At 67.6% G+C, this 22,564-nt stretch carries 17 protein-coding genes; 12 read left to right on the forward strand and 5 right to left on the reverse strand.

The annotated features are described in order from the left end of the window. The first annotated feature begins 47 nt into the window (after window positions 1-47). From AC1MLZ_RS07150 to AC1MLZ_RS07160, 3 genes are all read left to right on the forward strand, one after another. Window positions 48-2,252, forward strand: coding sequence for a molybdopterin cofactor-binding domain-containing protein (locus AC1MLZ_RS07150; RefSeq protein ID WP_480961017.1), 2,205 nt, complete (start codon window positions 48-50; stop codon window positions 2,250-2,252). A gap of 116 nt (window positions 2,253-2,368) precedes the next feature. Next, window positions 2,369-3,292: an XdhC family protein gene (locus tag AC1MLZ_RS07155; RefSeq protein ID WP_480961018.1), complete on the forward strand. Its 924-nt coding sequence runs from the start codon at window positions 2,369-2,371 to the stop codon at window positions 3,290-3,292. Further along, entirely contained in the window at window positions 3,279-3,896 is a 618-nt protein-coding gene (locus AC1MLZ_RS07160) for a nucleotidyltransferase family protein (RefSeq protein WP_480961019.1), read from the forward strand. The genes AC1MLZ_RS07155 and AC1MLZ_RS07160 overlap by 14 nt, the downstream gene beginning before the upstream one ends. Here the strand turns inward: AC1MLZ_RS07160 and AC1MLZ_RS07165 are convergent. The 4 genes from AC1MLZ_RS07165 to AC1MLZ_RS07180 all read right to left on the reverse strand — a co-directional run bounded on the left by AC1MLZ_RS07165 (window position 3,871) and on the right by AC1MLZ_RS07180 (window position 8,728). Further along, complete coding sequence (locus AC1MLZ_RS07165) at window positions 3,871-5,079, reverse strand: ABC transporter permease (RefSeq protein ID WP_480961020.1); 1,209 nt, start codon at window positions 5,077-5,079, stop codon at window positions 3,871-3,873. The genes AC1MLZ_RS07160 and AC1MLZ_RS07165 overlap by 26 nt on opposite strands. A gap of 70 nt (window positions 5,080-5,149) precedes the next feature. Continuing rightward, on the reverse strand, window positions 5,150-5,806 hold the full coding sequence (locus tag AC1MLZ_RS07170) for an ABC transporter ATP-binding protein (RefSeq protein WP_480961488.1): 657 nt from the start codon (window positions 5,804-5,806) through the stop codon (window positions 5,150-5,152). 55 nt (window positions 5,807-5,861) lie between these two features. Next, a complete protein-coding gene (locus AC1MLZ_RS07175) occupies window positions 5,862-7,247 on the reverse strand; it encodes an efflux RND transporter periplasmic adaptor subunit (RefSeq protein ID WP_480961021.1) in 1,386 nt (461 codons plus the stop codon). Beyond that, window positions 7,247-8,728 carry an efflux transporter outer membrane subunit gene (locus tag AC1MLZ_RS07180; protein ID WP_480961022.1) on the reverse strand — a complete coding sequence of 494 codons (1,482 nt, stop codon included), beginning with the start codon at window positions 8,726-8,728 and terminating at the stop codon, window positions 7,247-7,249. The genes AC1MLZ_RS07175 and AC1MLZ_RS07180 overlap by 1 nt, the downstream gene beginning before the upstream one ends. A gap of 556 nt (window positions 8,729-9,284) precedes the next feature. On the opposite strand from AC1MLZ_RS07180, the gene otsB reads away from it, so the two are divergent. Genes otsB through AC1MLZ_RS07195 form a run of 3 tightly spaced genes read left to right on the forward strand, consistent with a single transcriptional unit; the run spans window position 9,285 to window position 13,239 of the window. Next, window positions 9,285-10,058 (forward strand): trehalose-phosphatase, encoded by a 774-nt coding sequence (gene otsB / locus AC1MLZ_RS07185; RefSeq protein WP_480961023.1) that lies wholly within the window; start codon window positions 9,285-9,287, stop codon window positions 10,056-10,058. Next, window positions 10,058-11,854: a glycoside hydrolase family 15 protein gene (locus tag AC1MLZ_RS07190; RefSeq protein WP_480961024.1), complete on the forward strand. Its 1,797-nt coding sequence runs from the start codon at window positions 10,058-10,060 to the stop codon at window positions 11,852-11,854. The genes otsB and AC1MLZ_RS07190 overlap by 1 nt, the downstream gene beginning before the upstream one ends. Next, a complete protein-coding gene (locus AC1MLZ_RS07195) occupies window positions 11,851-13,239 on the forward strand; it encodes an alpha,alpha-trehalose-phosphate synthase (UDP-forming) (RefSeq protein ID WP_480961025.1) in 1,389 nt (462 codons plus the stop codon). The genes AC1MLZ_RS07190 and AC1MLZ_RS07195 overlap by 4 nt, the downstream gene beginning before the upstream one ends. Before the next feature lie 128 nt (window positions 13,240-13,367). Here AC1MLZ_RS07195 and AC1MLZ_RS07200 read toward each other — a convergent pair whose 3' ends face one another. Then, window positions 13,368-14,453 (reverse strand): mechanosensitive ion channel family protein, encoded by a 1,086-nt coding sequence (locus AC1MLZ_RS07200; protein ID WP_480961026.1) that lies wholly within the window; start codon window positions 14,451-14,453, stop codon window positions 13,368-13,370. A gap of 265 nt (window positions 14,454-14,718) precedes the next feature. Here AC1MLZ_RS07200 and AC1MLZ_RS07205 point away from each other — a divergent pair, with 265 nt between their 5' ends. The 6 genes from AC1MLZ_RS07205 to AC1MLZ_RS07230 all read left to right on the forward strand — a co-directional run bounded on the left by AC1MLZ_RS07205 (window position 14,719) and on the right by AC1MLZ_RS07230 (window position 22,457). Then, the gene (locus AC1MLZ_RS07205; RefSeq protein ID WP_480961027.1) at window positions 14,719-16,389 is read left to right on the forward strand and encodes an MFS transporter; all 1,671 of its coding nucleotides are present in this window, start codon (window positions 14,719-14,721) and stop codon (window positions 16,387-16,389) included. After that, window positions 16,386-17,561 carry an HlyD family secretion protein gene (locus AC1MLZ_RS07210; protein ID WP_480961028.1) on the forward strand — a complete coding sequence of 392 codons (1,176 nt, stop codon included), beginning with the start codon at window positions 16,386-16,388 and terminating at the stop codon, window positions 17,559-17,561. Before AC1MLZ_RS07205 ends, AC1MLZ_RS07210 begins: the two co-directional genes overlap by 4 nt. Continuing rightward, a complete protein-coding gene (locus AC1MLZ_RS07215; protein ID WP_480961029.1) occupies window positions 17,561-19,138 on the forward strand; it encodes an efflux transporter outer membrane subunit in 1,578 nt (525 codons plus the stop codon). The genes AC1MLZ_RS07210 and AC1MLZ_RS07215 overlap by 1 nt, the downstream gene beginning before the upstream one ends. Before the next feature lie 217 nt (window positions 19,139-19,355). Then, window positions 19,356-20,075 carry a phosphocholine cytidylyltransferase family protein gene (locus tag AC1MLZ_RS07220; RefSeq protein ID WP_480961030.1) on the forward strand — a complete coding sequence of 240 codons (720 nt, stop codon included), beginning with the start codon at window positions 19,356-19,358 and terminating at the stop codon, window positions 20,073-20,075. After that, window positions 20,072-21,184 (forward strand): hypothetical protein, encoded by a 1,113-nt coding sequence (locus AC1MLZ_RS07225; RefSeq protein ID WP_480961031.1) that lies wholly within the window; start codon window positions 20,072-20,074, stop codon window positions 21,182-21,184. Before AC1MLZ_RS07220 ends, AC1MLZ_RS07225 begins: the two co-directional genes overlap by 4 nt. 154 nt (window positions 21,185-21,338) lie before the next feature. Beyond that, on the forward strand, window positions 21,339-22,457 hold the full coding sequence (locus AC1MLZ_RS07230) for a CDP-alcohol phosphatidyltransferase family protein (protein WP_480961032.1): 1,119 nt from the start codon (window positions 21,339-21,341) through the stop codon (window positions 22,455-22,457). Window positions 22,458-22,564: the final 107 nt, after the last annotated feature.

The following is a 22,564-nucleotide window of genomic DNA, read 5'->3' on the forward strand; positions in this document are numbered from 1 at the left end:
GCGCCCCCGCCCTCCCCATATCCTCCCCTCCACCCGAGGACCGCAGAATGAACGAACACGTGATGGATGCGGCGTTTCGGCCGGGTAGTCTCGACCGCGCCAGGCAGGGCGTTCTCGGGCTCGGGCTCGACCGGATCGAAGGGCCTGCGAAGGTCACCGGCGTTGCGGACTATGCGTATGAGGGTACGCCCGACGGGATCGCCTATGCCGCGATCGTCGGAACGCCGGTCGGTAGCGGGCGCATCCTCGGCATCGACGTAAGCGCCGCCGAGGCATTGCCGGGCGTCATCGCCGTCATTCACGGCGATCCGCGCATGCCGGCGGGCGAATCCAATTCGCGCGCACTTCCGCTGTTCGATACCGAAATCATCCTCCATCTCGGCCAACCGGTCGCGATCGTCGTCGCGGAGGATCAGGCTATCGCTCGCGAGGCTGCGGGACTGGTCAAGGTCGAGACCGAAGCAGGGAAAGACCGGTTCGACGTCGAGGCACAGCCCGTCGACACCAAGCCCGAGATCGGCTTCCTCCCGCCGATCGATATCGGCAATCTCGACGCGGCGATGCGTGGCGCGGCTGTTCAGTTCGAGCGGACCTACACCACGCCCGTGCACTTCCCCGCAGCGCTGGAACCACATGCTACCACTGCGTGGTGGGATGGCGACAGGCTCACTGTACGAACGAGCAACCAGGTGATCGGCGGTGCGCGGAAGACGATCGCCAAGGCGCTGAAGATCGACGCGGACAAGGTGCGGGTGCTCGCGCCCTATGTCGGCGGCGGGTTCGGCGGGAAGACCGGCGTCGGTCCCGAGGCGATCCTTGCGGCGATCGCGGCGGAGGTCGTCGGGCGGCCGGTGAAGATCGCCCTGCCCCGTCGCCAGACCGCGTATATGGTCCACCACCGCTCGCACACGACGCAGCGTATCCGGATTGCTGCCGACGAGAACGGCGTGATCCTCGGCATGGGGCATGAGAGCATCGTCGCGCAGAACGACGATGGCGAATTCCTCGAGCCGGTGCCGTTCGGGACGTTGCCGCTGTACCGGGGCGAAGCGCGGCGGTTCAAGACCGACCTCGTCCGCGTAGACCTGCCCGCGACCGGCGCCGTGCGCGCGCCGGGCGAGGCGGTCGGCACGTTCGGGGTCGAGTGCGCGATGGACGAACTGGCCGAGCAGCTCGGGATCGATCCGATTGAGCTGCGTCGCCGCAACGAGCCTGCGAGCGATCCGGTGAGCGGCAAGCGCTTCTCCACGCGGCGGATGCTCGATTGCTATACGCAGGGGGCGGAGCGGTTCGGTTGGCCTGCCAGGGTGCCGGCGCCGGGCTCGGTGCGCGAGGGCGAGTGGCTGGTTGGAATCGGCATGGCGGCGAGCCTGCGTGGCAACTTCACGGTCGAGGCGCAAGCGCGTGTGCGGCTGGAAGCGGACGGCCGCGCGACGGTCGAATGCGACATGACCGATATCGGCACGGGGACGTACACGATTCTCGCGCAGACTACGGGCGAGATGCTCGGGTTGCCAGTGACCGACGTGAACGTGCGGCTCGGTGATACCGACTTCCCGCCGAGCGCGGGGTCGGGCGGGTCGTTCGGGGCGGGCAGCGCGTGTTCGGCCGTGGTCCTGGCGTGCGAGGATATCCTTGGCGAACTCGCGCTCAGGATGAATGCGGCGCCCGAGGATCTGAGCCTGCACGATGGCTGCGTGAGCGCGGGCGGTCGTCAGGTGAAGCTGGCCGATCTCGTCCGCGGCGAACCGATCGTGGCGATGGGCAAGACCGGGCCGGGTGCCGAGAGCAAGCGCACCAGCCAGGCGAGCCACGGCGCGCACTTCGTCGAGGTCGCGGTGAATGCGGTGACGGGCGAAACGCGCGTACGGCGGATGCTGGGTGTGTTCGACGTCGGGCGGGTGCTCAACCGCAAGACTGCGACGAGCCAGATCACCGGCGGGATGGCGTGGGGGATCGCCTATGCGCTGAGCGAGGAGGGCATCGTCGACACGCGGACGGGGGCATTCGTGAACCCCGATTTCGGCGAGTATCATGTCGCGGTGAATGCGGACATCCCGCAGCTCGAGGTGCATTTCATCGAGGAGATCGACACGTCCGCGAACCCGGTCGGGGCGAAGGGCGTTGGGGAGCTTGGCATTTCGGGTGCGGGGGCTGCGGTCGCGAATGCTATCTATAATGCGACGGGTGTAAGGGTTCGGGCCTTTCCGGTGACGCTCGACAAGCTGTTGGCGGGTTTGCCGGCTATTTGACGGAACTCCTCCGTCACCCCGGACTTGTTCCGGGGTCCACCGGACCGCACATCGAACGCTGAGGGTTTGCGGCACCGTGGATGCCGGAACAAGCCCGGCATGACGGAAGAGACAACATGGCCGAAAACGATAGCGTGCTTGCTGCTGCGAAGAGCTGGAAGGGCGAACCGATGGCGATCGCCACGGTGGTCTCGACCTGGGGGTCCGCACCGCGGCCCAAGGGGAGCCATATGCTCGTCCATGCCGATGGGCGGTTCGAAGGGTCGGTGTCGGGCGGGTGCGTCGAGAGCGACATCCTCGCGACCGCTGCCGAGGTGATCGCCGGGGCGCCGTTCCAGGTGCGGAACTACGGCGTGGCAGATGCGGCTGCGTGGGAGGTCGGGCTGCCCTGCGGTGGCGAGATCGCGGTGATGGTGCAGCCGGTGTCGGCCGAGGGGTTCGATCCCGAACTGTTCGACCGGATCGCCGATGCTCGCGATCGAGGCGATGCGCTGACGGTGACGACCGATCTCAATACCGGGCACAGCGACGCGCGGCCGCTGGAAACGGGGGAGGTGTTCGTCAACCGATACGATCCGCCGCGCCGCCTGCTGATCGTCGGCGCGGTGCAGATCGCGCAGGCCTTGGCCGGGCTCGCGCGCGAACTCGGAATCGAGACGGTAGTAATCGATCCGCGCGCGCGCTTCCTGACCGAGGAGCGCTTTCCGGGCGTGACGCTCGACGATCGCTGGCCGGACGAGGCGATCGCCGCCTATCGCCCGGGGCCGTCGACCGCGGTCGTGACGCTGAGCCACGACATCAAGATCGACGACCCCGCGCTGATCGCTGCACTCGCGTCCGATGCCGCGTATGTCGGTGCGCTCGGCAGTCGCAAGAGCCATGCGGCGCGGCGCGAGCGGCTTGCCTCGGAGGGCGTTACGCCCGAGAACATCGACCGGATCGATGCGCCGGTCGGGCTCGACATCGGCGCGATCGGACCTTCCGAGATTGCGCTGTCGGTCGCCGCGGCGATGATAGGAGCGTTCAATGATCGCCGCTGAAGACGTCTTCCTGATCCTGCTGGCCGCGGGCCGCTCGGAGCGGTTCGGCATCCCGAACAAGCTCGAGGTGCCGTTCCTGAACAAGCCGCTCGGCATGCATGTCGTCACCGCGTTCGAGAACATTCCCTTCAAGCGGCGGCTGGTGGTCACCGACGGATGCAAGCTGGACTTTATCAGCCACCATTTCGAGGTGGTGCATAACGACGATCCGTCGTCGGGCATGTCGCAGTCGGTGAAACTTGGCGTGCAGTGCGCGAAGGACGAGGGCGCGCAAGCCGTGCTGATCGCGCTCGCCGACATGCCGCGCGTGACCGCGGCGCATATCTACCGGATGCTCGATGCCGCCGACAGCGCGGACGCGGTGGTCGCGTCGAGCGATGGCGAGAAGCCGTCGCCCCCTGCCCTGTTCGGACGCGAGCGGTTCGATTTCCTGCTGACGCTGGACGGCGATGCGGGCGCGCGCGATCTGGTGAAGGCGGGGCGGCACGTCGTGACTGCGCCCGCCGAGCTGATCGATATCGACACGCCCGAGGATCTGGACCGGCTGCAGGCGCTGGTCCATGATCCCAAGGCTGCGATCACTCGTGCCTTAACGCGTCGATAGGGTTCATCGCCGCCGCGCGTCGCGCCGGGAAATAGCCGAAGACGACGCCGATCACGGCCGAGATGGCGAAGGCGAAGATGTTGATCTCGGGCACGAACAGCCACTGAACCTTGATCAGTGGCGCGATGATCGCGATCGCGGCCTGCGCGACGATCAGGCCTATGACGCCGCCAAGACACGAGAGCGCGATCGCCTCGACGAGGAACTGCATCAGCACCTCGCGCGCGACCGCGCCGATCGCGAGGCGGATACCGATCTCGCGCGTGCGCTCGGTCACCGACACCAGCATGATGTTCATGATGCCGATTCCACCGACCACCAGGCTGATCCCGGCGACCGCGGCAACGATGCCGGTGAGCAGCGTGGTGGTGCCGGTCAACGTGTCCGAAATCTGCTTCGTGTCGAAGATGTTGAAGTCGTCTTCCTTGCCCGCGGTGATCGTGCGGCGTTCGCGGAGCAGGTCGGTGATCGAGGCCTGGACGGTCGCGGTTGAGAATTTCTGGTCGACGCCGACGAGCATCAGGCGGATATCGCGGCTGCCGGTGAAGCGGCGCTGGACCGCCTTGATCGGCATGATGACCACGTCGTCCTGATCGCCGCCGAATCCGGCCTGGCCGCGGGCGGAGAGCACGCCGACCACGTCGCAGCTGATCGCGCCGATCCGCATCCGCAGGCCGACCGCGTCGCCGCCGCGGAAGAGGTTGGTGCGGACCGTGTTGCCGATGATGCAGACGGCCTTGCCCGCGGCTTCCTCGACCGGCGAGAAGATGCGGCCCGCGGCGAGCGGCCAGGGCTGGACCTGGAAATAGGCGGAGGTGGTGCCGTTGATCGTGGTCGACCAGTTCGCGCCTTCGTAGATCGCGGTGGCGGTGGCCTGCGCTTGCGGTGCGACTGCGGTGACTCCGGCGATCTGGTTGCCGATGGCGTCGACGTCTTCCGGCTTGAAGTCGGGCGGACGCGGCCCGCCGCCGCCGCGACCGAAGCCCTGGCCGGGGCGGATCTGGAGGATGTTGGTGCCGAGCGCGGAGATCGATTGCTGGACGGCCGCGGTGGTGGCCTTGCCGAGGGTGACCATCGTCACCACCGCGCCGACGCCGATGACGATGCCGAGGATGGTGAGGAACGACCGCAGGAGGTGGCGGCGGATCGAGCGGAGCGCGAGGGAAAGCGTGGTGCCGAACATTAGACTTCTTCCCCGCGCAAGACTTCTGCCCCCCCACCCGCTTGCGGGAGGGGGGAAGATAGTGGCGCGCTCACGATTCCACGCTTTCGCCTCGGCGGTGCTGGCTTTCGATGCGTTCCACCAGGCCGTCCTTGAAGTGGACCACCGTCCGGGCGAACGCCGCCATGTCGGGTTCGTGGGTGACCATCAATACCGTGATGTTCTTTTCCGCGTTGAGGCGCGTGAGGAGCTGCATGATCTCCACCGAGCGTTCGCTGTCGAGGTTGCCGGTCGGTTCGTCGGCAAGCAGCACGTCGGGGCTCGTCACCAGCGCGCGGGCGATCGCGACTCGCTGTTGCTGGCCGCCGGAGAGTTCCGCCGGGGTGTGATCCCACCAGTCCGCGAGGCCGACCGTGTCGAGGCTCGCCATCGCCGCATCGCGACGCGCGCGCTTTTCGTCGCCGCGGTAGAGCAAGGGCAGTTCGACATTCTCCAACGCGGAGGTGCGCGAGAGGAGGTTGAAGCCTTGGAACACGAAGCCGAGATATTTCCGCCGGAGCAGCGCGCGCTGGTCGCGGTCGAGCGTCTCGACATGATGCCCGCGGAACAGGAAGGTGCCGTCGGTCGGCACGTCTAGGCAGCCGAGGATGTTCATCGTCGTCGACTTGCCCGACCCGGACGGCCCCATCACCGCGACGAAATCGCCCGCCGCGATATCCAGGTCGACGCCCTTGAGCGCCTGGAACATCGTCGCGCCCTGCCCGTACGTCTTGGTGACGCCGCGTAGGGAGATCAAAGGATCGTTACTGGCCACCGCCCCCGCCCTTGCTCGCGCCGCCCGAGCGGCGTGCGCCGCCGCTGCGCTTGGTGTCGTCGCCGCCGCTGGCGAGCTGTCCGGTGATGACCTGCGCGCCGGGCTGGAGATTGCCCGACAGGACTTCGGTCATCGTGCCGTTGGTGTCGCCGGTGGTGATCTGCACGGGCTGCGGCGTGCCGTCCGCGCCCTTGACGTAGACCGTCTGCTGGGCGCCGCGGCCGAGCGTCGCGGTCCGCTCCGCACCGCCGCCGCCACGACGTGGCCGGAAGGTCAGCGAGCCCGCGATGCCGCCACCTGCATCGCCCGTCGCAGCGCTCGGCTTGAAGCGCAGCGCGGCGTTCGGGACGAGCATCACGTTGCGCTTGTCCGAGGTGACGATGTCGGCGGTCGCGGTCATGCCGGGACGCAACGTCAGCGACGGGTTCGCAACGGTGAGGTCGGCGGCATAGGACACGACCTGCCCCGTGGTGGCCGTCGTCGTGGTCGAGGTGGACGAGGTCGCCGAACTGACCGTCAGGTTCGAACCGAGATCGACGCGGCTGATCGTCGCGGGGAAGGTCTGGCCGGGGAACGCGTCGACCGTGAAGCTGGCCTTCTGGCCGATCTTGACCTCGCCGACGTCCGCCTCGTCGATCGCGACCTCCAGCTTCATCTTGGTGAGGTCTTCGGCGATCACGAACAGTGTCGGCGTGTTGAACGACGAGGCGACGGTCTGGCCCGGATCGATCTGGCGCGCGAGCACGACGCCGGTGACGGGCGAGCGGATGATCGCGCGCGCGCGCTGCGTCTGGTTCTGCGCGAGGAGCGCGCGGCTGGCGGCGACGTTGGCCTCGGCGACCTTCTGTGCGGCGACTGCACGCTGGTAATTCGCGCGGCCGGTCTGGAGTTCGGTCTTCGACGGCACCCGACCACCCGACAGGCGCGAGACCTCTTCGAGGCGGTTCAACTGCGCGCGCGCCTCGGCGACGGTGGCCTGCGCCTGCGCGACCTGCGCCTGGTTCGCCGCGAGCTGTGCGCTGGTCTGGCGGATCTGGTCGTCGAGCTGTTCGGGATCGATCAGCGCGAGTGGCTGGCCTGCGACGACGCGATCGTTGACGTCGACGACGACCTGGGTGACGAGACCCGACAGCTGCGAGCCGACCGTGACCTGCGTCGTCGGCGCGAGCTTGCCGGTCGCCGAGACCGTCACCGTAAGGTTCCCGCGTTGCGCAGGTGCACTCGAATATTGCGTCTGTTCCTTCGCCGCGAAGCAGCGTGCGAGCAACAGGCAGAGCAGGACCACGCCGATCGCGATCGCGACCCACTTCACATAGCGTTTCCAGGGGGCCTGCGGCTTTACGCCGAGGAAGTCGTCGATCGATGCGTCGGCCATCAGCGTGCCTCTGGATTGGTTGGCGCGCGAACCGGCGCTTCTGGAATGACGGTGGAGTCCCAGCCGCCGCCTAGTGCCGCGTAGAGGGCGATAAGCGCGGTCGCGGCGTCGGCGCGCGCTTGCGTCGCGCCGTTGCGCGCGGACAGGAGCGCGGTTTCCTGCTGGTTGAGCGTGGTGAAATCGGTGAGGCCGGCGCGGTACTGGCTGCGGCTGAGGATCGCGGAATTGTTCGAAGCGTCGAGCGCGATGGCGAACTGGCGCTCGCGTTCCTGCGCAGTCTGCAGCGCGACGACGGCGTTCTCGACATCCTCCAGCGCGGTGAGGACGGTGGATTTGTAGAGCGCGAGCGCGCCGTCGGCGGCGGCTTCGCTGGTGCGGACTTGGCTTCGCAACCGTCCGCCGTTGAAGATCGCCTGCGTCAGGCCGGCGAACAGGCTGCCCGTGATCGCATCGCCGATGTTGCCGATCGAGGTCGCATTGGTGTTCAGATTGCCGGTGATCGCGAGCGCCGGGTAGAGCTGCGCCTTCGCGACACCGATCCGCGCGGTGGCGGCGGCGAGCGCGCGTTCGGCCGAGCGGATGTCAGGGCGCTGGCGCAGCGTGTCGCCGGGGATGCCGACGCCGACCGCGGCGGGACCGGTCGGGATCGCCTTTGCGGGCGCCATCAGCGGGCGCAGCGCGCCGGGAGCCTGGCCGATCAGCACGCCGATCCGCGCGACGGCGGCGGCATATTGCTGGTCGAGGCTGGGGATCGTCGCGGCGGTCTGGGCACGCTGGGCGCGCGCCTGTTCGACGTCGACGCTGGAGACGAGGCCGGCCTGGACGCGGAAGCCGGCGATTTCGAGGTTGTCGTCCTGGATCGCGAGCGAGGCGCGGGCGTTGGCGAGCTGCTGTTGGTAGAGGCGCGCGAGGACGTAGTTGCGCGCGACCTCGCTCTCGACCGAGATCAGGACGGTGGCGTAGTCGTAGCCGGATGCGGCGTAGTCCGCGCGGCTGGCCTCGACGGTGCGGCGGATCTCTCCGAAGACGCCGACCTGGTAGCTGGCGCTGGCGCCGAGCGTGAAGCTGTTGGCCCCGCCACCGCCGGTATCGACGACGGTACCGTCGGGCAGCGTGAACGAGCGCCCGCCGCCGCGGACGTTCTCGTTGCGCTGGTACCCGGCCGAGCCGTTGACCGTAGGGAGGAGTGACGCGCGGTTCTGGAGCAGGCTTTCGCGGGCCTGGCGGAGGCGGGCGACGGACTGTGCGATGTCGAGGTTGGCGGCGGCGGCCTGCTCGACGAGCTGGCCGAGGACGGGGTCGTCGAACTTCTGCCACCAGCGGGTTAGGTCTTCGGGGCTGGTCGTGGGGGTGACCGAATAGGCGTCGGGGACGCCGAGCTCTGCCGCCGCCTTGGGGTGGTAGTCGGGGCCGACGGTGCAGCCGGCTAGCAGGACGCCCGCGGATACGGGTGCGAAGAGAAGGACGCGGACGCGGGACATGGGCGGCAGGCATGACCAAGCGGCGTTTGCTAGTCCAGCGGTTTTGTGTCGCGAGGTGTCGCAGAGGGGGTGGATGGGGGGGGGCGGCAGCTTTGACTAGCCCCGTCAACGCGGGCTTGCTTCGCAGCTGTTCCGATGGGACGCGGATGCGCTGTCCAACGCAGGTCGCGGCCGCTGCTTTGTTCTCCCGCGAAGGCGGGAGTCCAGTCTGGGTCCCCGCCTTCGCGGGGAAACAAGGTTTGCTGGCGCCTCCGTCGCCCCGGACTTGTTCCGGGGTCCACCGGTCCGCATTCTCTCGAGGTTCTGAAGATGCGGAACGGTGGATGCCGGAACAAGCCCGGAATGACGGAGGGGGTGTGAAGTGCGCATCCGCCACACACCACCACCCCGGCGAAGACCTGGGGGCCAGAGTTACGGGCGGTGCGCTGCTGGGTCCTGGGCTCCTGCGTTCGCAGGAGAACATGAAGGGGCGGTCGCGTCAGTCGATCGCTCCGCCCTAAAAATCGAACCGCACCCGTTCCAATTTTGCAGTGCAGCGGAACGGAGCGATGGCGCCATGGGTTCAGGGATGATGCTAGCCGAACGCCAGCCCGCGACTGATGTCCTCGCGCCGCCTCTTGCCGTGCCCGACGCCGTGAGCCTGTTCTTCGATTTCGACGGCACGCTCGTCGATCTTGCCGCGACGCCCGATGCGGTCGTGATCGACCAGACCCTGCTCGATGCACTCGATACGCTCGCCGAGCGCTTCCGTGGACGGGTAGCAATCATCAGCGGGCGATCGATCGCGCAGCTTGACGCGATGCTCGGGCGACACGCGCATCTGTTCGCGGTCGCAGGCAGTCACGGGGCCGAAACGCGTACGCCCGACAACGGCCATGTCGCTGCCGAGCGCCCTGCCTCGCTCGAAGCCGCGGCCGACGCGTTGCGCGCCTTCGCCGATGCCAACGGCCTCGTCTACGAAGCCAAGAGCCTTGGCGCCGGGCTGCACTACCGGATGGCACCGGACTTCGAACCCGCCGCCGTCCGCCTCGCCGAGGACCTCGCCGTCGCCCACGGCCTCAAGCTTCAGCGCGGCAAGATGATGGTCGAACTGCGCACCCCCGGCGACAAGGGTTCGGCGATCCGCGCACTGATCGCCGCGCCGGAAATGGCGGGCAGCACGCCGTTCTTCTTCGGCGACGACGTCACCGACGAGGACGGGTTCGAGGCCGCGCGCGATCTCGGTGGAGCGGGCATATTGATCGGCGAGCTGCGCCCTACCGCCGCCACCTACCGCCTCGGCGACGTCGCCGCGCTTCGCGGCTGGATTGCCGCCATACTGGAATTATGATGACTGCACCGACAAAAACCGCCGACATGAACCTCTGGCCGATCGGCAATTGCCAAGTCTCCGCGCTGATCGACAAGACCGGCACGTTCGTCTGGGGCTGCGTGCCCCGGGTCGACGGCGACCCGGCATTCTGCGCGTTGCTTGGCGGCGATGCGCCCAAGACCGGGTTCTGGGCGATCGAACTCGAGGGCGGTGCGAAAACCACGCAAGCCTATATCCGCAACACGCCGATCCTGGTAACCCGGCATGAGGACGAGGCGGGCAATGCGGTCGAGGTGATCGATTTCTGCCCGCGGTTCGTCCGTGAAGGCCGCACCTATCGTCCGACCAGCTTCGTGCGGATCGTCAAGCCGGTCGCCGGCTCGCCGCGGATCCGCGTCCGCATGCGCGTTGCGACCGATTGGGGAAAGCCGACCGAGCATACGCAGGGCTCGAACCACATCCGTTTCCTGATGGATGATCAGACGTTGCGCCTCACCACCGATGCGCCCGTCGGGCATATCGTCGGCGAGAACTGGTTCCGGCTCGAGCGCCAGATGCACCTGTTCCTCGGTCCCGACGAGAGTTTCGCGGGCGTGCTCCACGAGGCCGCCGAGGCGATGCTGTCGCGGACCAAGGACGAGTGGCGCCACTGGGTGCGCGGCCTCGCGACGCCGGTCGAGTGGCAGGACGTCGTCATCCGGGCAGCGATCACGCTGAAGCTCTGCCAGCACGAAGAGACCGGCGCGATCGTTGCCGCGCTGACCACCTCGATCCCTGAGCATGAGGGGTCGGAGCGCAACTGGGACTATCGCTACTGCTGGATCCGCGACGCCTACTATACGGTGCAGGCGCTCAACCGGCTTGGCGCGCTCGACGTGCTGGAGGGGTATCTCGAATATCTGCGCAACATCGTCGATGCGTCGAAGGGCGGCCATGTCCAGCCGCTGTACGGGGTCGGTGGCGAGGCGACGCTGATCGAGCGGATCGAGAGCGACTTGCCCGGCTATCGCGGGATGGGCCCGGTGCGCGTCGGCAACCAGGCGTACGAGCAGATCCAGCACGACGCGTACGGCCAGATCATCCTCTCCGACGTCCAGGCGTTCTTCGACAAGCGGCTGTTCCGGATGTCGAGCGCGGAGGACTTCAAGAGCCTCGAACTGGTCGGCGACCGCGCGTGGGAGACGTACGACAAGCCTGACGCGGGGTTGTGGGAGTTGCGCACCAAGGCGCACGTCCACACCTATTCGGCGGCAATGTGCTGGGCGGCGTGTGATCGGCTGGCCAACGCAGCGGAGGTGCTCGGGCTCGAGGATCGCCGGACGTTCTGGGAAGAGCGCGCGAGCACGATCCGGGCGACGATCGAGCAATCGGCATGGCGCGAGGATACGCAGCGTATCTCGGCGACGTTCGGTGGCGACGATCTCGACGCGAGCCTGATCCAGTTGCTCGACCTGCGCTTCTTCGCGCCCGACGATCCGCGGTTCCAGTCGACGCTGAAGGCGGTCGAGGAGGGTCTACGGCGCGGCAGCCACATGCTGCGCTATGCGACCGAGGATGATTTCGGACTGCCACATACCGCGTTCAACGTCTGCACCTTCTGGCTGATCGAGGCGCTGCATGCGACCGGCCGGACTGCGGACGCGCGCGCGCTGTTCGAGGAAATGGTCGCGCGGCGCACCCCTGCCGGGCTGTTGTCGGAAGATATCGATCCAACGACTGGCGAACTGTGGGGCAATTACCCGCAGACCTATTCGCTGGTTGGGCTGATCAATTGCGCGGTCCTGCTCAGCAAGCCGTGGAGTGCCGTCCGATGAGCCGCCTCGTCGTCATTTCGAACCGCGTCCAGTCGGTCGATGCGCCTTCGGGCAACCAGGGCGGCCTCGCGGTCGCACTGCTCGCGGCGCTTCGCGAAAAGGGTGGCGTGTGGTTTGGCTGGTCGGGCGAGATCACCGATACCTTCACCGGCCACATCAACTTCCAGCAGGGCAAGGGCGTCACCACCGCGACGATCGACCTCGAAGAGCAGGATTTCGACGAATATTATAATGGGTACGCGAACCGCACGCTGTGGCCGCTGTTCCATTACCGGATCGACCTGACCGAGTTCGAACGCGATTTCTCCAGCGGGTACGCGCGCGTCAACAAGCGGTTTGCGGAGACGGTGCTGCCGCTGATCGAGCCCGACGATCTGGTGTGGGTGCACGACTATCATCATGTCCCGCTTGGCCAGGAACTGCGCAAGCTCGGCGTCGAGAACAAGATCGGGTTCTTCCTCCATATCCCGTGGCCGCCGATGGCGATGCTGTTGTCGCTGCCTAGCCACCGGGCACTCGTCGAATCGATGTTCGCGTATGACGTGGTCGGGTTCCAGACGCAGGACTGGCTCGACAGCTTCCTGCATTACGTCACCAGCCAGCTCGATGGCGTGGTCGGCAACGATGGCTGGGTGACGGTCGGCGACCGCACCATCAAGGCGATCACCACGCCGATCGGGATCGAGACCGCGGATTTCGAGAAGTCGGCGAACAGCGACACGGCGCGCCATTCCAAGGAGCGGATGTATATGTCGGCGACCGGGCGCAGCCTGATAGTCGGGGTCGACCGGCTCGATTATTCCAAGGGTCTGGCCGAGCGGTTTGCCGGCTACGAGCGCTTCCTTGGCGCAAATCCCGATCGGCGCGGGCTGGTCTACATGCTCCAGATCGCGCCGCCCTCGCGCGAGAAGGTGGATACGTATCAGGAGATCCGCGCGAACCTCGATTCGCTGTCGGGGCGGATCAACGGCGAATATTCCGACATCGACTGGACGCCGATCCGCTACGTCAACCAGGGCTTTCCGCGCGATGTGCTGGCCGGGATTTATCGCGCCGCTCGCGTCGGGCTGGTGACGCCCCTGCGCGACGGGATGAACCTAGTCGCGAAGGAGTATGTCGCGGCGCAGGACCCCGAGGATCCGGGCGTGCTGATCCTCTCGCAGTTCGCGGGGGCCGCGGCACAGTTGCCGGACGCGGTGCTGGTCAATCCGTACAGCCCGGAGGAACTGTCCGACGCGATCGCGCGGGCGCTGAAGATGCCGTTGGCCGAGCGGAAAGAGCGTTGGGAAAAGCTGATCGACAACGTCCGCAAGGAGGACGTGATGTGGTGGTGCGAGCTGTTCATCACCGCGCTCGAGGCTGTGCCGGAGCATGTCGAAGCCTAAACCGCCTCCCCAATCGCCCCGTCATCCCGGACTTGTTCCGGGATCCACCGGTGCCCCTGCTCATCGGCCATTGATTGCGCGGACGGGTGGATGCCGGAACAAGTCCGGCATGACGGACGATTTTGGGGTTAGTTCGGAGGACGGCTAACCGGGTCCGTGGCCATCAGCAGGCGGTTGCGCGGGATCGCTTCGGGCATGTCTTCACGGATATATTTCAGTAGCGCCTCTCGCACGTCACAGCGCAGATCGAACGCGATCGCGGCGTCCTTCGCGGTCATCAGTCCGCGCAGTTCGATGCAGTCCGTCTTCACGTCGGTGACCTGGAGGTTGTAGAACCGCTTGTCCCAACGCGGGTTGGCGGTAACGATCTCGCCCAGTTTCTCGCGCAGTCGCGGCACGTCGGTTGCCGGGTCCACGTACCAGAACACCGACCCGAGCAACTGGCTAGTCTCACGCGTCCAGTTCTGGAAGCTCTGTTCGAGGAACTTCGACACCGGCACGACCAGGCGGCGTTCGTCCCAGATCTTGATGACCACGAAGGTCAGGTTGATCTGCTCGACGCGCCCCCATTCTCCGTCGACGATCAGCACGTCGTCGAGACGGATCGGCTCGGTGAACGCCATCTGCACGCCGGCGATCAGGTTCTTCAGCGCAGGCTGAGCGGCCGCACCGACGACCAGGCCGGCGATACCCGCCGACGCCATCAGCGTGACGCCGATCGAGCGAATGCCAGGTACGCTCAGCAGCATCAGGCAGACGCTGATGAAGACGATGAAGAACGTCCCGATCCGCCCGAGGATCGCCGCGCGCGTGCGCTTGCGGCGGGCGCGCAGATTATCCTCGACGGTGATGTCGGATCGGATCTCGATCACGTCCTGGAACGCACGCAGCGCCGCGACCGCGAGCCAGCCGAGCAGCGCGGGAACGAGGAAGCCGAGCATCTGCTTCCACAAATCCTCGATGTCGTTGTCCATCGGCAGGATCCGCGCGACGAACGCCACGGAGACGGCGACGAACACCGCGCGTAGCGGGCGCCGGACGCGGGCGAGGACGAGACCGTCGGTCTTGGCCGTGGTGCGGCGCTGGGCATGGCCGGCGATCCGCATCGTCAGCCAATGCGCGACCAGCGCGAGGAGGATGGCCGCCGAGACGACGGCGACGCTCTCCAGCCAGACCCATTCGGAGGGGACGTGGAGCGATCTGAACATGCGCATTCAGGCGCAACGGTCGGGCGCGGGAGGGGTTCCGCTGCGGTGCAGCATTTTGGTTGGGGCCGTATTCGAGAGTACCACCACCCCGGCGAAGGCCGGGGCCCAGTTGGGGGACGGAATTCACTGCGGGCAGTCCGTCGTTACTCCAACCTTTCCAACTGGGCCCCGGCCTTCGCCGGGGTGGTGCGCGCTTTCAAATTCCGGTTGCGCATGATCACCACTGTTAGCCGATGACGTCCCTCCACGATCATGCCAGAACCACCCAACCATGATCGCCCAGAGAATCAGACACTTCCTGAGCGAAGAGGACTGGCAGTTCGCCGATCACGAACGTCCCATCCTGCCGGGCTCGCCAGGCTCCCCGCTGCACCCGCGACGCCGCCAGATTGCCTATGCCCTGATCGGCGTCCTCCTCGGCCTGACGGTCGGCTTCGGCAACGCGCTGATCAGTGCCAACACCTACACGCTGCAGGGCGCGCTCGGGCTCGACCCGGCCGAGATCGCGTGGCTGCCGACGGTGTATGTGATGACCAACGTCAGCATAAATCTGTTGATGATCAAGTTCCGTGCGCAGTTCGGCCTGCGTCCGTTCGCGATGATCTTCCTCCTGCTCTACGTGCTGATCACGCTCGCGCATCTGTTCGTGCACGGCTTCGCGACCGCGATTGCGGTGCGCGCGATCAGCGGGATGGCGGGCGCCGCGCTGAGCAGCCTGTGCCTGTATTACGTGATGCAGTCGCTCCCGGCGAAATGGCGGCTGAAGGCAGTCGTGCTCGGCATCGGCATCCCGCAATGCGCGACGCCGCTCGCCCGCCTGTTCTCGCCGGACCTGCTGGCGATGTCGCAATGGCGCACGCTGTACCTGTTCGAACTCGGCCTCGCACTGCTCTCGCTCGCCGCGGTCGCCGCTCTGCGCCTGCCGCCGACGACGCGGAGCAAGGCATTCGAGCCGCTCGATTTCCTGACCTTCGTCCTGTTCGCAGGCTCGACCGCGCTGTTCGCCGCCGTGCTGGGGCTCGGGCGGATCGTGTGGTGGACCAACGCGCCGTGGATCGGTTGGGCGCTGATCGTCGCGATCCCGATGTTCGCCGCCGCGATCGTCGTCGAGCACCACCGCGCCAACCCGCTACTCAACACGCGCTGGCTGGGCAGCGCCGACATCGTCCGCTTCACCATCGTCATCGTAATGGCGCGGATCGTGCTGTCGGAGCAGACCTATGCGTCGGTCGGGCTGCTGACGGTGCTAGGCCAGAACAACGACCAGCTCGTGCCGTTCTTCCTGATCATCTTCGTCGCGTCGGTCGCGGGCGTGATCGCGAGCGCGGTGACGCTCGACGTCGAGCGGCTCGGCCACCCGATCATGCTCGCCATCGGTCTGGTCGCGGTGGCGGCGTGGTTCGATTCCTACGCGACCAGCCTGACGCGTGCGCCGCAGATGTACGTGACGCAGGCGATCATCGGCTTTTCCGCGACGTTCTTCCTCGGGCCGGCGTTGCTGTTCGGGATGACCCGCGCGCTCAAGGAGGGCGCGGGGCACATCATCAGCTTCATCGCGCTGTTCGGGATCATCAATTCGCTCGGCGGGCTCGGCGGCACCGCGTTGCTCGGCAGCTATCAGGTGATCCGCGAGAAGGCGAACAGCGCGGCCCTGGTCCAGCAGATCTCGCCGACTGACCCGATCGTCACGCAACGTCTGGCCGCCGGCGGCGCCGCAGTCAGCCGGGTGATCGTCGACCCGACCCTGCGCAACGCCGAGGGTGCGGCGATCCTGTCGCAAACCACGACACGCGAGGCGAACGTGCTTGCGTATGCCGACGTCTTCCGGTTGATCGCCGTTCTTGCTGGCGGGACGTTCGGGTATCTGCTGTTCCTGCTGGCGAGACGCGCACGACGCGAACGGCGTGCGCGGCTGGAGGGCCCGGCTGAGGGGATGACATGAGCGACGCACGCAGCCCGGTAGCCGAGGAGCCGGCGACCGAAGAGAGACTGGCGGAAGAGAAATTGGCCGAGGTGGCGCCGACACCTGCTGCGCCCGTAACGCCGGTCGGCTCGGGTTGGCGTCCGCAACCGCCGAGCGGTACGGTCATCGTCGTCATCGTCCTTCTCGCGATCGCCGGCGTGTGTGCGGTGCTGGCGGCGTGGCGCCTGCCGCCGTTCGCGACCGCGTATCAGTCGACCGACAACGCCTATGTGCGCGGCCGGACGACGGTGATCAGCCCGCAGGTCAGCGGCTATGTGACGCAGGTACTGGTGCGCGACTTCGCCGACGTGAAGCAGGGCGATCCGCTGGTGAAGATCGACGACCGCATCTACCGCCAGCGGGTCGATCAGGCGCAGGCGCAGCTCGACGCGCAAGCGGCGACGCTGGCGAACAGCCGCCAGACCGCCGCCAGTCGCGAAGCGAGCCTGGCGGCGCAGGATGCCGCGGTCGCCAATGCGGCGGCGCAGTTGATGCGCGCGCAGGCGGACATGGCGCGGGTCAACGATCTGGTCGTGGACGGCTCGGTATCCTTGCGAGAGCGCGACCAGACGCTGGCGGCGCTGCGACAGGCTCAAGCGCAGGTCCAGCAGGCCAAGGCCGCGCGCGAAATCGCCCGGCAGGATATCCGCACCGTCGAAGTCGGCCGCGGCGGCCAGCAGGCCGGTGTCTCCGGCGCGGAAGCCGCACGCCAGCTAGCGCGGATCGACCTCGCCAACACCGTGATCCGCGCGCCCGAGACGGGGCGGTTGAGCGAGGTCGGCGTGCGGCTCGGGCAATATGTGACGGCCGGGTCACAGCTGATGTTCCTCGTACCGCCCGAAACCTGGGTGATCGCGAACTTCAAGGAAGCGCAGACCGCGCGGATGACGGTCGGTCAGTCCGCGTCGTTCACGGTGGACGGATTGGCGAATGAACGGCTGACCGGGCGTGTCGAGCGAATCTCCCCCGCGGCGGGGTCGGAGTTCGCGGTGCTGAAGGCGGACAATGCGACGGGGAATTTCACGAAAGTGCCGCAACGGATCGCGGTGCGGATTCGGGTGGATGCAGGGCAGCGCTTGAGCGCGCGGTTGCGGCCGGGGATGTCGGTGCAGGCTCGGGTGGATACGGCCGGTGGGCCGGGGTTTCGGTGATGCTGCCGAGATCAAGCATTACCCCCACGTCTTTCCCGGACCACGTACCGGGTGACGCGCGCTCACAATCAGACGACAGCTCTCCCTTCCTTGTTCTCCCGCGAAGGCGGGAGCCCAGTCTGGGTCCCCGCCTTCGCGGGGAAACAAGCTTTGCAGTCGTCGAGAGCAACACGCGCCGAACACATCCGGGTAGTTGGAATGTCGGCGCCTTAACCCTCGCCCTCCTCGCCACGGCCTGTATCGGCCCCCGACCCGAAGCCCCCGCCGCCACCGCCGTCACCCCGCCCCCCGCATGGCGCACCGCGCTCGGCCCCGGCGCGCCGATCCGCGCCGACTGGTGGAGCGCGTTCGGCGATCCCGTCCTCACCGATCTCGTCACCCGAGCGCTCGCCAACAGCCCAGACCTAGGATCCGCCGCCGCGCGCATCGACGAAGCCCGCGCCGCAACCCGTCTTGCCCGCGCGCAGCAGACGCCGCTGGTCAGCGGTTCGGCGCCCGGCACCACCGGCCAGACCGTCAGCCCGCTCGGCACCGCCTCCGACGCGCTCGGCGCGCAACCGGCAGTGGCGATCAGCTACGACCTCGACCTGTTCGGCCGCCTCCGCCAGGCGACTCGCGCCGCCCGTGCGCAGTTGCTCGCCAGCGAGGCCGCGCGCGACACCGTCCGCCTCGGGATCGCGAGCAGCGTCGCCACCGGCTACATCACGCTGCGCGCACTGGACCTGCGCCTCGCGGTCGCGCGCCAGACGCTGGCGGCGCGTGCCGAGGGATTGAGGATCGCACGCCGACGGGCCGAGTCCGGCTACACCTCGAACCTCGAACTCCGGCAATCGGACGCGGAATATCACGCCACCGAACAGCTCGTCCCCGCCGCCGAATTGGCGATCAGCCGGCAGGAAAATGCGCTCAGCCTGTTGCTGGGCGACACGCCCGGCCCGATCGCGCGCGGCCGTACGCTCGACCAGCTCGCCGCGCCCGCGATCCCGGACGGCCTGCCCGCAGACCTGCTCCGCCGCCGCCCCGATCTCTACCAGGCCGAGCAGACCCTGGTCGCCACCGATCGCTCGCTCGACAGCGCCCGCGCGGCGATGTTGCCCAACCTCGCGCTGACCGGCTCGGCAGGCGTGGTGCTCTCCAGCGCGCTCGCCAACCCGATCGCGGTATTCTCGATCGGCGCGAGCGTGCTCAGCCCGATCTTCGACGGCGGGCGGCTGGGGGCGCAGACCGATGCCGCGACCGCGCGCCGCGATCAGGCCGCGTTCGCCTATCGCCGCACCGCGCTCCAGGCGTTCCGCGAGGTCGACGACAGCCTCGCGGGCGTCCAGCGCTCGGGCGAGCAGGCGGTGGCGCTCGCCGGGCAGCGCGATGCGCTCGCGGGGGCCTTGCGCAATGCCTCGAACCGCTACCGCGCGGGCTATTCGGCGTATATCGATCAGCTCGATGCGCAACGCGGGCTGCTGACCGCGGAACTGTCGCTGGTGCAGGCCCGGGCGGATCGGCTGACGGCGTATGTGACTCTGTACCAGGCGATGGGCGGCGGCTGGTCTCGTGCGGATGCCGAGGCGGTGCGGCGATAGTCGCGACCCGCACGCTCGTCACCCCGGACCTGTTCCGGGGTCTACCGTTCCGCAAACTCGATGGTGGAGAGCATGCGGAACGGTGGATGCCGGAACGAGGCTCTCCTGAGCTTGTCGAAGGGCCCGGCATGACGGAGTGGATTACGCAGCGTTGCGTCCTCCCAACCCTCTACCGCATGCATTTTCCTGCCACACTTCGCCCGTACAGCCTCACCCCATGAAGGCCATCATCCTTGCCGCGGGTCACGGATCGCGGCTCCTGCCGCTCACGCTCACCACGCCGAAATGCCTGGTCGAAGTGGGTGGTCGCGCGATCCTCGATCACCAGCTCGACGCGGTCGCCGCGGCGGGCTTTGACGGCGCGGTGATCGTCGGCGGCTACCGGATCGACCAGATCGCGGCACACCTGACCGCGCGCAACGGTGGCCTGCCGACCGAGCTCGTCTTCAACCCGTTCTGGGGAATCGCCAACAGCATCGGCAGCGTGTGGGCGGCTCGTGCGTATCTCGAAGCACCGTTCGCGTTGATGAACGGCGACACCGTGTTCGAGCCGACGATCCTGCGCACCGCGCTCGGCGGCGGCAGCGCGGGCGGCGTGGCGTTGCTGGTCGAGCCGCTCGACGATGCCGGCCTTGATGACATGCTGGTCGAGGCGGACGGCGACCGCGTGATCGCGGTCGGCAAGCACCTCGTCGACCATGAGGCGACCGATCGCTCGCTCGGGCTGATCGTGTCGCATGGTGGCTCAGCCTATGCCGACGCCCTGCGCGCGGTGATCGGTGAGGAGAACGGCATCCACGCCTACCACCACGCCGTCGTCGCGCGGGTCGCACAGGGGCCGGGCGTGACGGCGGTGCGGATCGCGACCGGCGCGCACTGGCAGGAGATCGACCGGCCCGAGGATATCGCGCTGTGGGAACGCGATCCCCGGCCATGACACAAAAGGTCGCGTTTCTGTTCCTCGGCGAGACGCTGTTGATCCCGCATCTCTATCCGATCGTCGAGGCACTGGCCGCGACGTCGGACGTGCCGATCGAACTCTGGGTCAGCACCTCGATCCACGAGACGTTGCTGACACGCTGGACCGCCCCCTTCCCGACCGTCCGCATCCGCCGCACGCCGGGCTTTCGCGCGGTCGCCGACGATGGCAGCGGGCGCAATCCCGTGCTGCCGGCCAAGATGCCGATGCTGCTCCGGCTGCTTCCCTACCTACGCAGCGCCAGCATCGTGGTGTGCGCCGAACAGACCAGCCTTTGGCTCCCCCGGCTGTTCCCGATGCGTGCGAAGTTCGTGAAGACGTCGCACGGCGTCGGCTCGATGAGCGCGCGCGACGACCCGCGCCGGCGTGCCGCGGCGTTGACACTGGTGCCGAGCGAGCTGGAGCGACGGACCTATCTCGATCGCGGGTTCGCGCCTGACCGGTTCGTCGCGACCGGCTATGTGAAGGCCGATTTCACGCATCGGACGCACGCAGCGCCCCCATTTGCGGATACCCGACCGGTCGTTCTGTATACGCCGCACTGGCAGCAGCATCGCTCGTCATGGTGGCGCTGGGGAGCGGAGGTCGTGCGGCGGATCGTCGCGGACGGGCGCTACAATCTGATCTTCGCGCCGCACCAGCGGCTGGTGGAACGCGCGCCCGAAGTCGCGGATTTGATGCGCGAGATCGGCGACTTGCCGCATGTGCATTGCGACATCGATGGGTTCGCGATGGTCGACGGGAGCTATACCGGCGTCGCGGACGTGTATCTCGGCGATACGTCGAGCCAGGTGATCGAATTCCTGATGCGACCGCGGCCGTGCGTGTTTCTCAACGCGGGGGGTGCCGCGTGGGAGGGCGATCCGAACTATGCGATGTGGGCGTGTGGTGAGGTGGTCGGCGACGTCGCGGACGTGGTCGCGGCGGTGGACCGGGCGGCGTTGAGGCATGCGGGGTATGCTGGGGTGCAGGCAGAGTTTGCGGCACGATCGCTCGGCGCGGTTGAAGGGGGTTCGGTGCGCGCTGCCGGGGAGATCGTTCGACTGCTGGAAGCCACACCGGTCTAAAAATAACCGTTCTCCCGCGAAGGCGGGGCGCCAGGATACCAACCGCAGCGCTGCTTGATCCTGGGCCCCCGCCTTCGCGGGGGAACTAGACGCGATCGCGGACCGAGAGCGCTCACCTCTCGCTTTCGCGACCAGATCGGGTAACGGGTGCCGCATGGTAGATCCAACCTCCCCCACGCCAGCGCTCCGGACCGTCCGGGCGAACGACACGCTGCTCTGGGGCATGACCAATGCCGAGCGGATACGCCGCATAGGCGTCGCACAGGGGCTGCCGGACGACGACGGAAGCGGACCAGTGATCCTCGCCAACCTCTGCTATGCGTTCGATCCGGTGTGGATCGCGCATCTGAAGACGCGGCCCGGTACGGTCGTGACGCGCACCGGCGTCCCCGTCCTCGCGCATGTCCGCAACCCCGACGAGCGCGAGCGCATGACCGCCGCGATGCTCGGCGAAGCGCCGCTAGTGTCCGGCCTGACGGTGATCGCTGCCGAGGCCGAAGATGGCATCCTCAACGAGGCGCTCCGCAAGCGCGAGCGTCCGTTCGCCGAACTGCTGACCCCCGCCGCGGTGCCCGCGATCGAGCGCGCGAGCTATGTCGGCGCGTACAAGGGCGTTACCGACGTGCTGACCAAGTATCTCTGGCCGGAATGGGCGCTGGCGATCACGCGGGTCTGCGCGCGCGCCGGGATCACGCCGAACCAAGTGACCGCGCTCGGATCGGTGCTCTGCATCGTCGCGACCGTGGCGTTCTGGTATGGCTGGTTCTGGACCGGGCTCGCCACGGGGCTGTTCTTCATGGTGCTCGACACCGTCGACGGGAAGCTTGCGCGCTGCACGATCACCTCGTCGAAGCTCGGCAATGCGTGGGATCACGGCGTCGACCTGGTCCATCCGCCGTTCTGGTGGTGGGCCTGGGCCGCGGGGTGCGCGCCGTACGGCCGACCGCTCGACGACACGACGTTCTGGGCGGTGATCGGCACGATGCTGTTCGGTTATGTCGCGCAACGCCTGATCGAGGGCGCGTTCATCGTCCGCTTCGGGATGCACATCCATGTGTGGGAACGGTTCGACAGCTGGTTCCGCCTGATCACTGCGCGGCGGAACCCGAACATGGTCATCCTGTTCGCGGCGCTGGTGGTGATGCGGCCCGACTGGGGGATCATCGGGGTGGCGGCTTGGACGGCGATCTCTCTGGTGGTGCATCTGGTGCGGCTGGTGCAGGCGATGATGCGCAAGGCGAAGGGTGAGACGTTGGTGAGTTGGCTGGCGTAACAATCCTCCCCCGCCAGGGGGAGGTGGCACCGCAGGTGACGGAGGGGGAGGACACGCAACGTCGGTGATCGCCTGCCTCCCCCTCCGTCTGGCAAGGGCCAGCCACC

This window comes from Sphingomonas sp. PEI4, from assembly GCF_056679955.1.

Coding starts and splice junctions, on each gene's coding strand:
- AC1MLZ_RS07150 (WP_480961017.1), top strand. CDS start 48: ATGAACGAACACGTGATGGATGCGGCGTTTCGGCCGGGTAGTCTCGAC.
- AC1MLZ_RS07155 (WP_480961018.1), top strand. CDS start 2,369: ATGGCCGAAAACGATAGCGTGCTTGCTGCTGCGAAGAGCTGGAAGGGC.
- AC1MLZ_RS07160 (WP_480961019.1), top strand. CDS start 3,279: ATGATCGCCGCTGAAGACGTCTTCCTGATCCTGCTGGCCGCGGGCCGC.
- AC1MLZ_RS07165 (WP_480961020.1), bottom strand. CDS start 5,079: ATGTTCGGCACCACGCTTTCCCTCGCGCTCCGCTCGATCCGCCGCCAC.
- AC1MLZ_RS07170 (WP_480961488.1), bottom strand. CDS start 5,806: ATGTTCCAGGCGCTCAAGGGCGTCGACCTGGATATCGCGGCGGGCGAT.
- AC1MLZ_RS07175 (WP_480961021.1), bottom strand. CDS start 7,247: ATGGCCGACGCATCGATCGACGACTTCCTCGGCGTAAAGCCGCAGGCC.
- AC1MLZ_RS07180 (WP_480961022.1), bottom strand. CDS start 8,728: ATGTCCCGCGTCCGCGTCCTTCTCTTCGCACCCGTATCCGCGGGCGTC.
- otsB (WP_480961023.1), top strand. CDS start 9,285: ATGGGTTCAGGGATGATGCTAGCCGAACGCCAGCCCGCGACTGATGTC.
- AC1MLZ_RS07190 (WP_480961024.1), top strand. CDS start 10,058: ATGACTGCACCGACAAAAACCGCCGACATGAACCTCTGGCCGATCGGC.
- AC1MLZ_RS07195 (WP_480961025.1), top strand. CDS start 11,851: ATGAGCCGCCTCGTCGTCATTTCGAACCGCGTCCAGTCGGTCGATGCG.
- AC1MLZ_RS07200 (WP_480961026.1), bottom strand. CDS start 14,453: ATGCGCATGTTCAGATCGCTCCACGTCCCCTCCGAATGGGTCTGGCTG.
- AC1MLZ_RS07205 (WP_480961027.1), top strand. CDS start 14,719: ATGATCGCCCAGAGAATCAGACACTTCCTGAGCGAAGAGGACTGGCAG.
- AC1MLZ_RS07210 (WP_480961028.1), top strand. CDS start 16,386: ATGAGCGACGCACGCAGCCCGGTAGCCGAGGAGCCGGCGACCGAAGAG.
- AC1MLZ_RS07215 (WP_480961029.1), top strand. CDS start 17,561: ATGCTGCCGAGATCAAGCATTACCCCCACGTCTTTCCCGGACCACGTA.
- AC1MLZ_RS07220 (WP_480961030.1), top strand. CDS start 19,356: ATGAAGGCCATCATCCTTGCCGCGGGTCACGGATCGCGGCTCCTGCCG.
- AC1MLZ_RS07225 (WP_480961031.1), top strand. CDS start 20,072: ATGACACAAAAGGTCGCGTTTCTGTTCCTCGGCGAGACGCTGTTGATC.
- AC1MLZ_RS07230 (WP_480961032.1), top strand. CDS start 21,339: ATGGTAGATCCAACCTCCCCCACGCCAGCGCTCCGGACCGTCCGGGCG.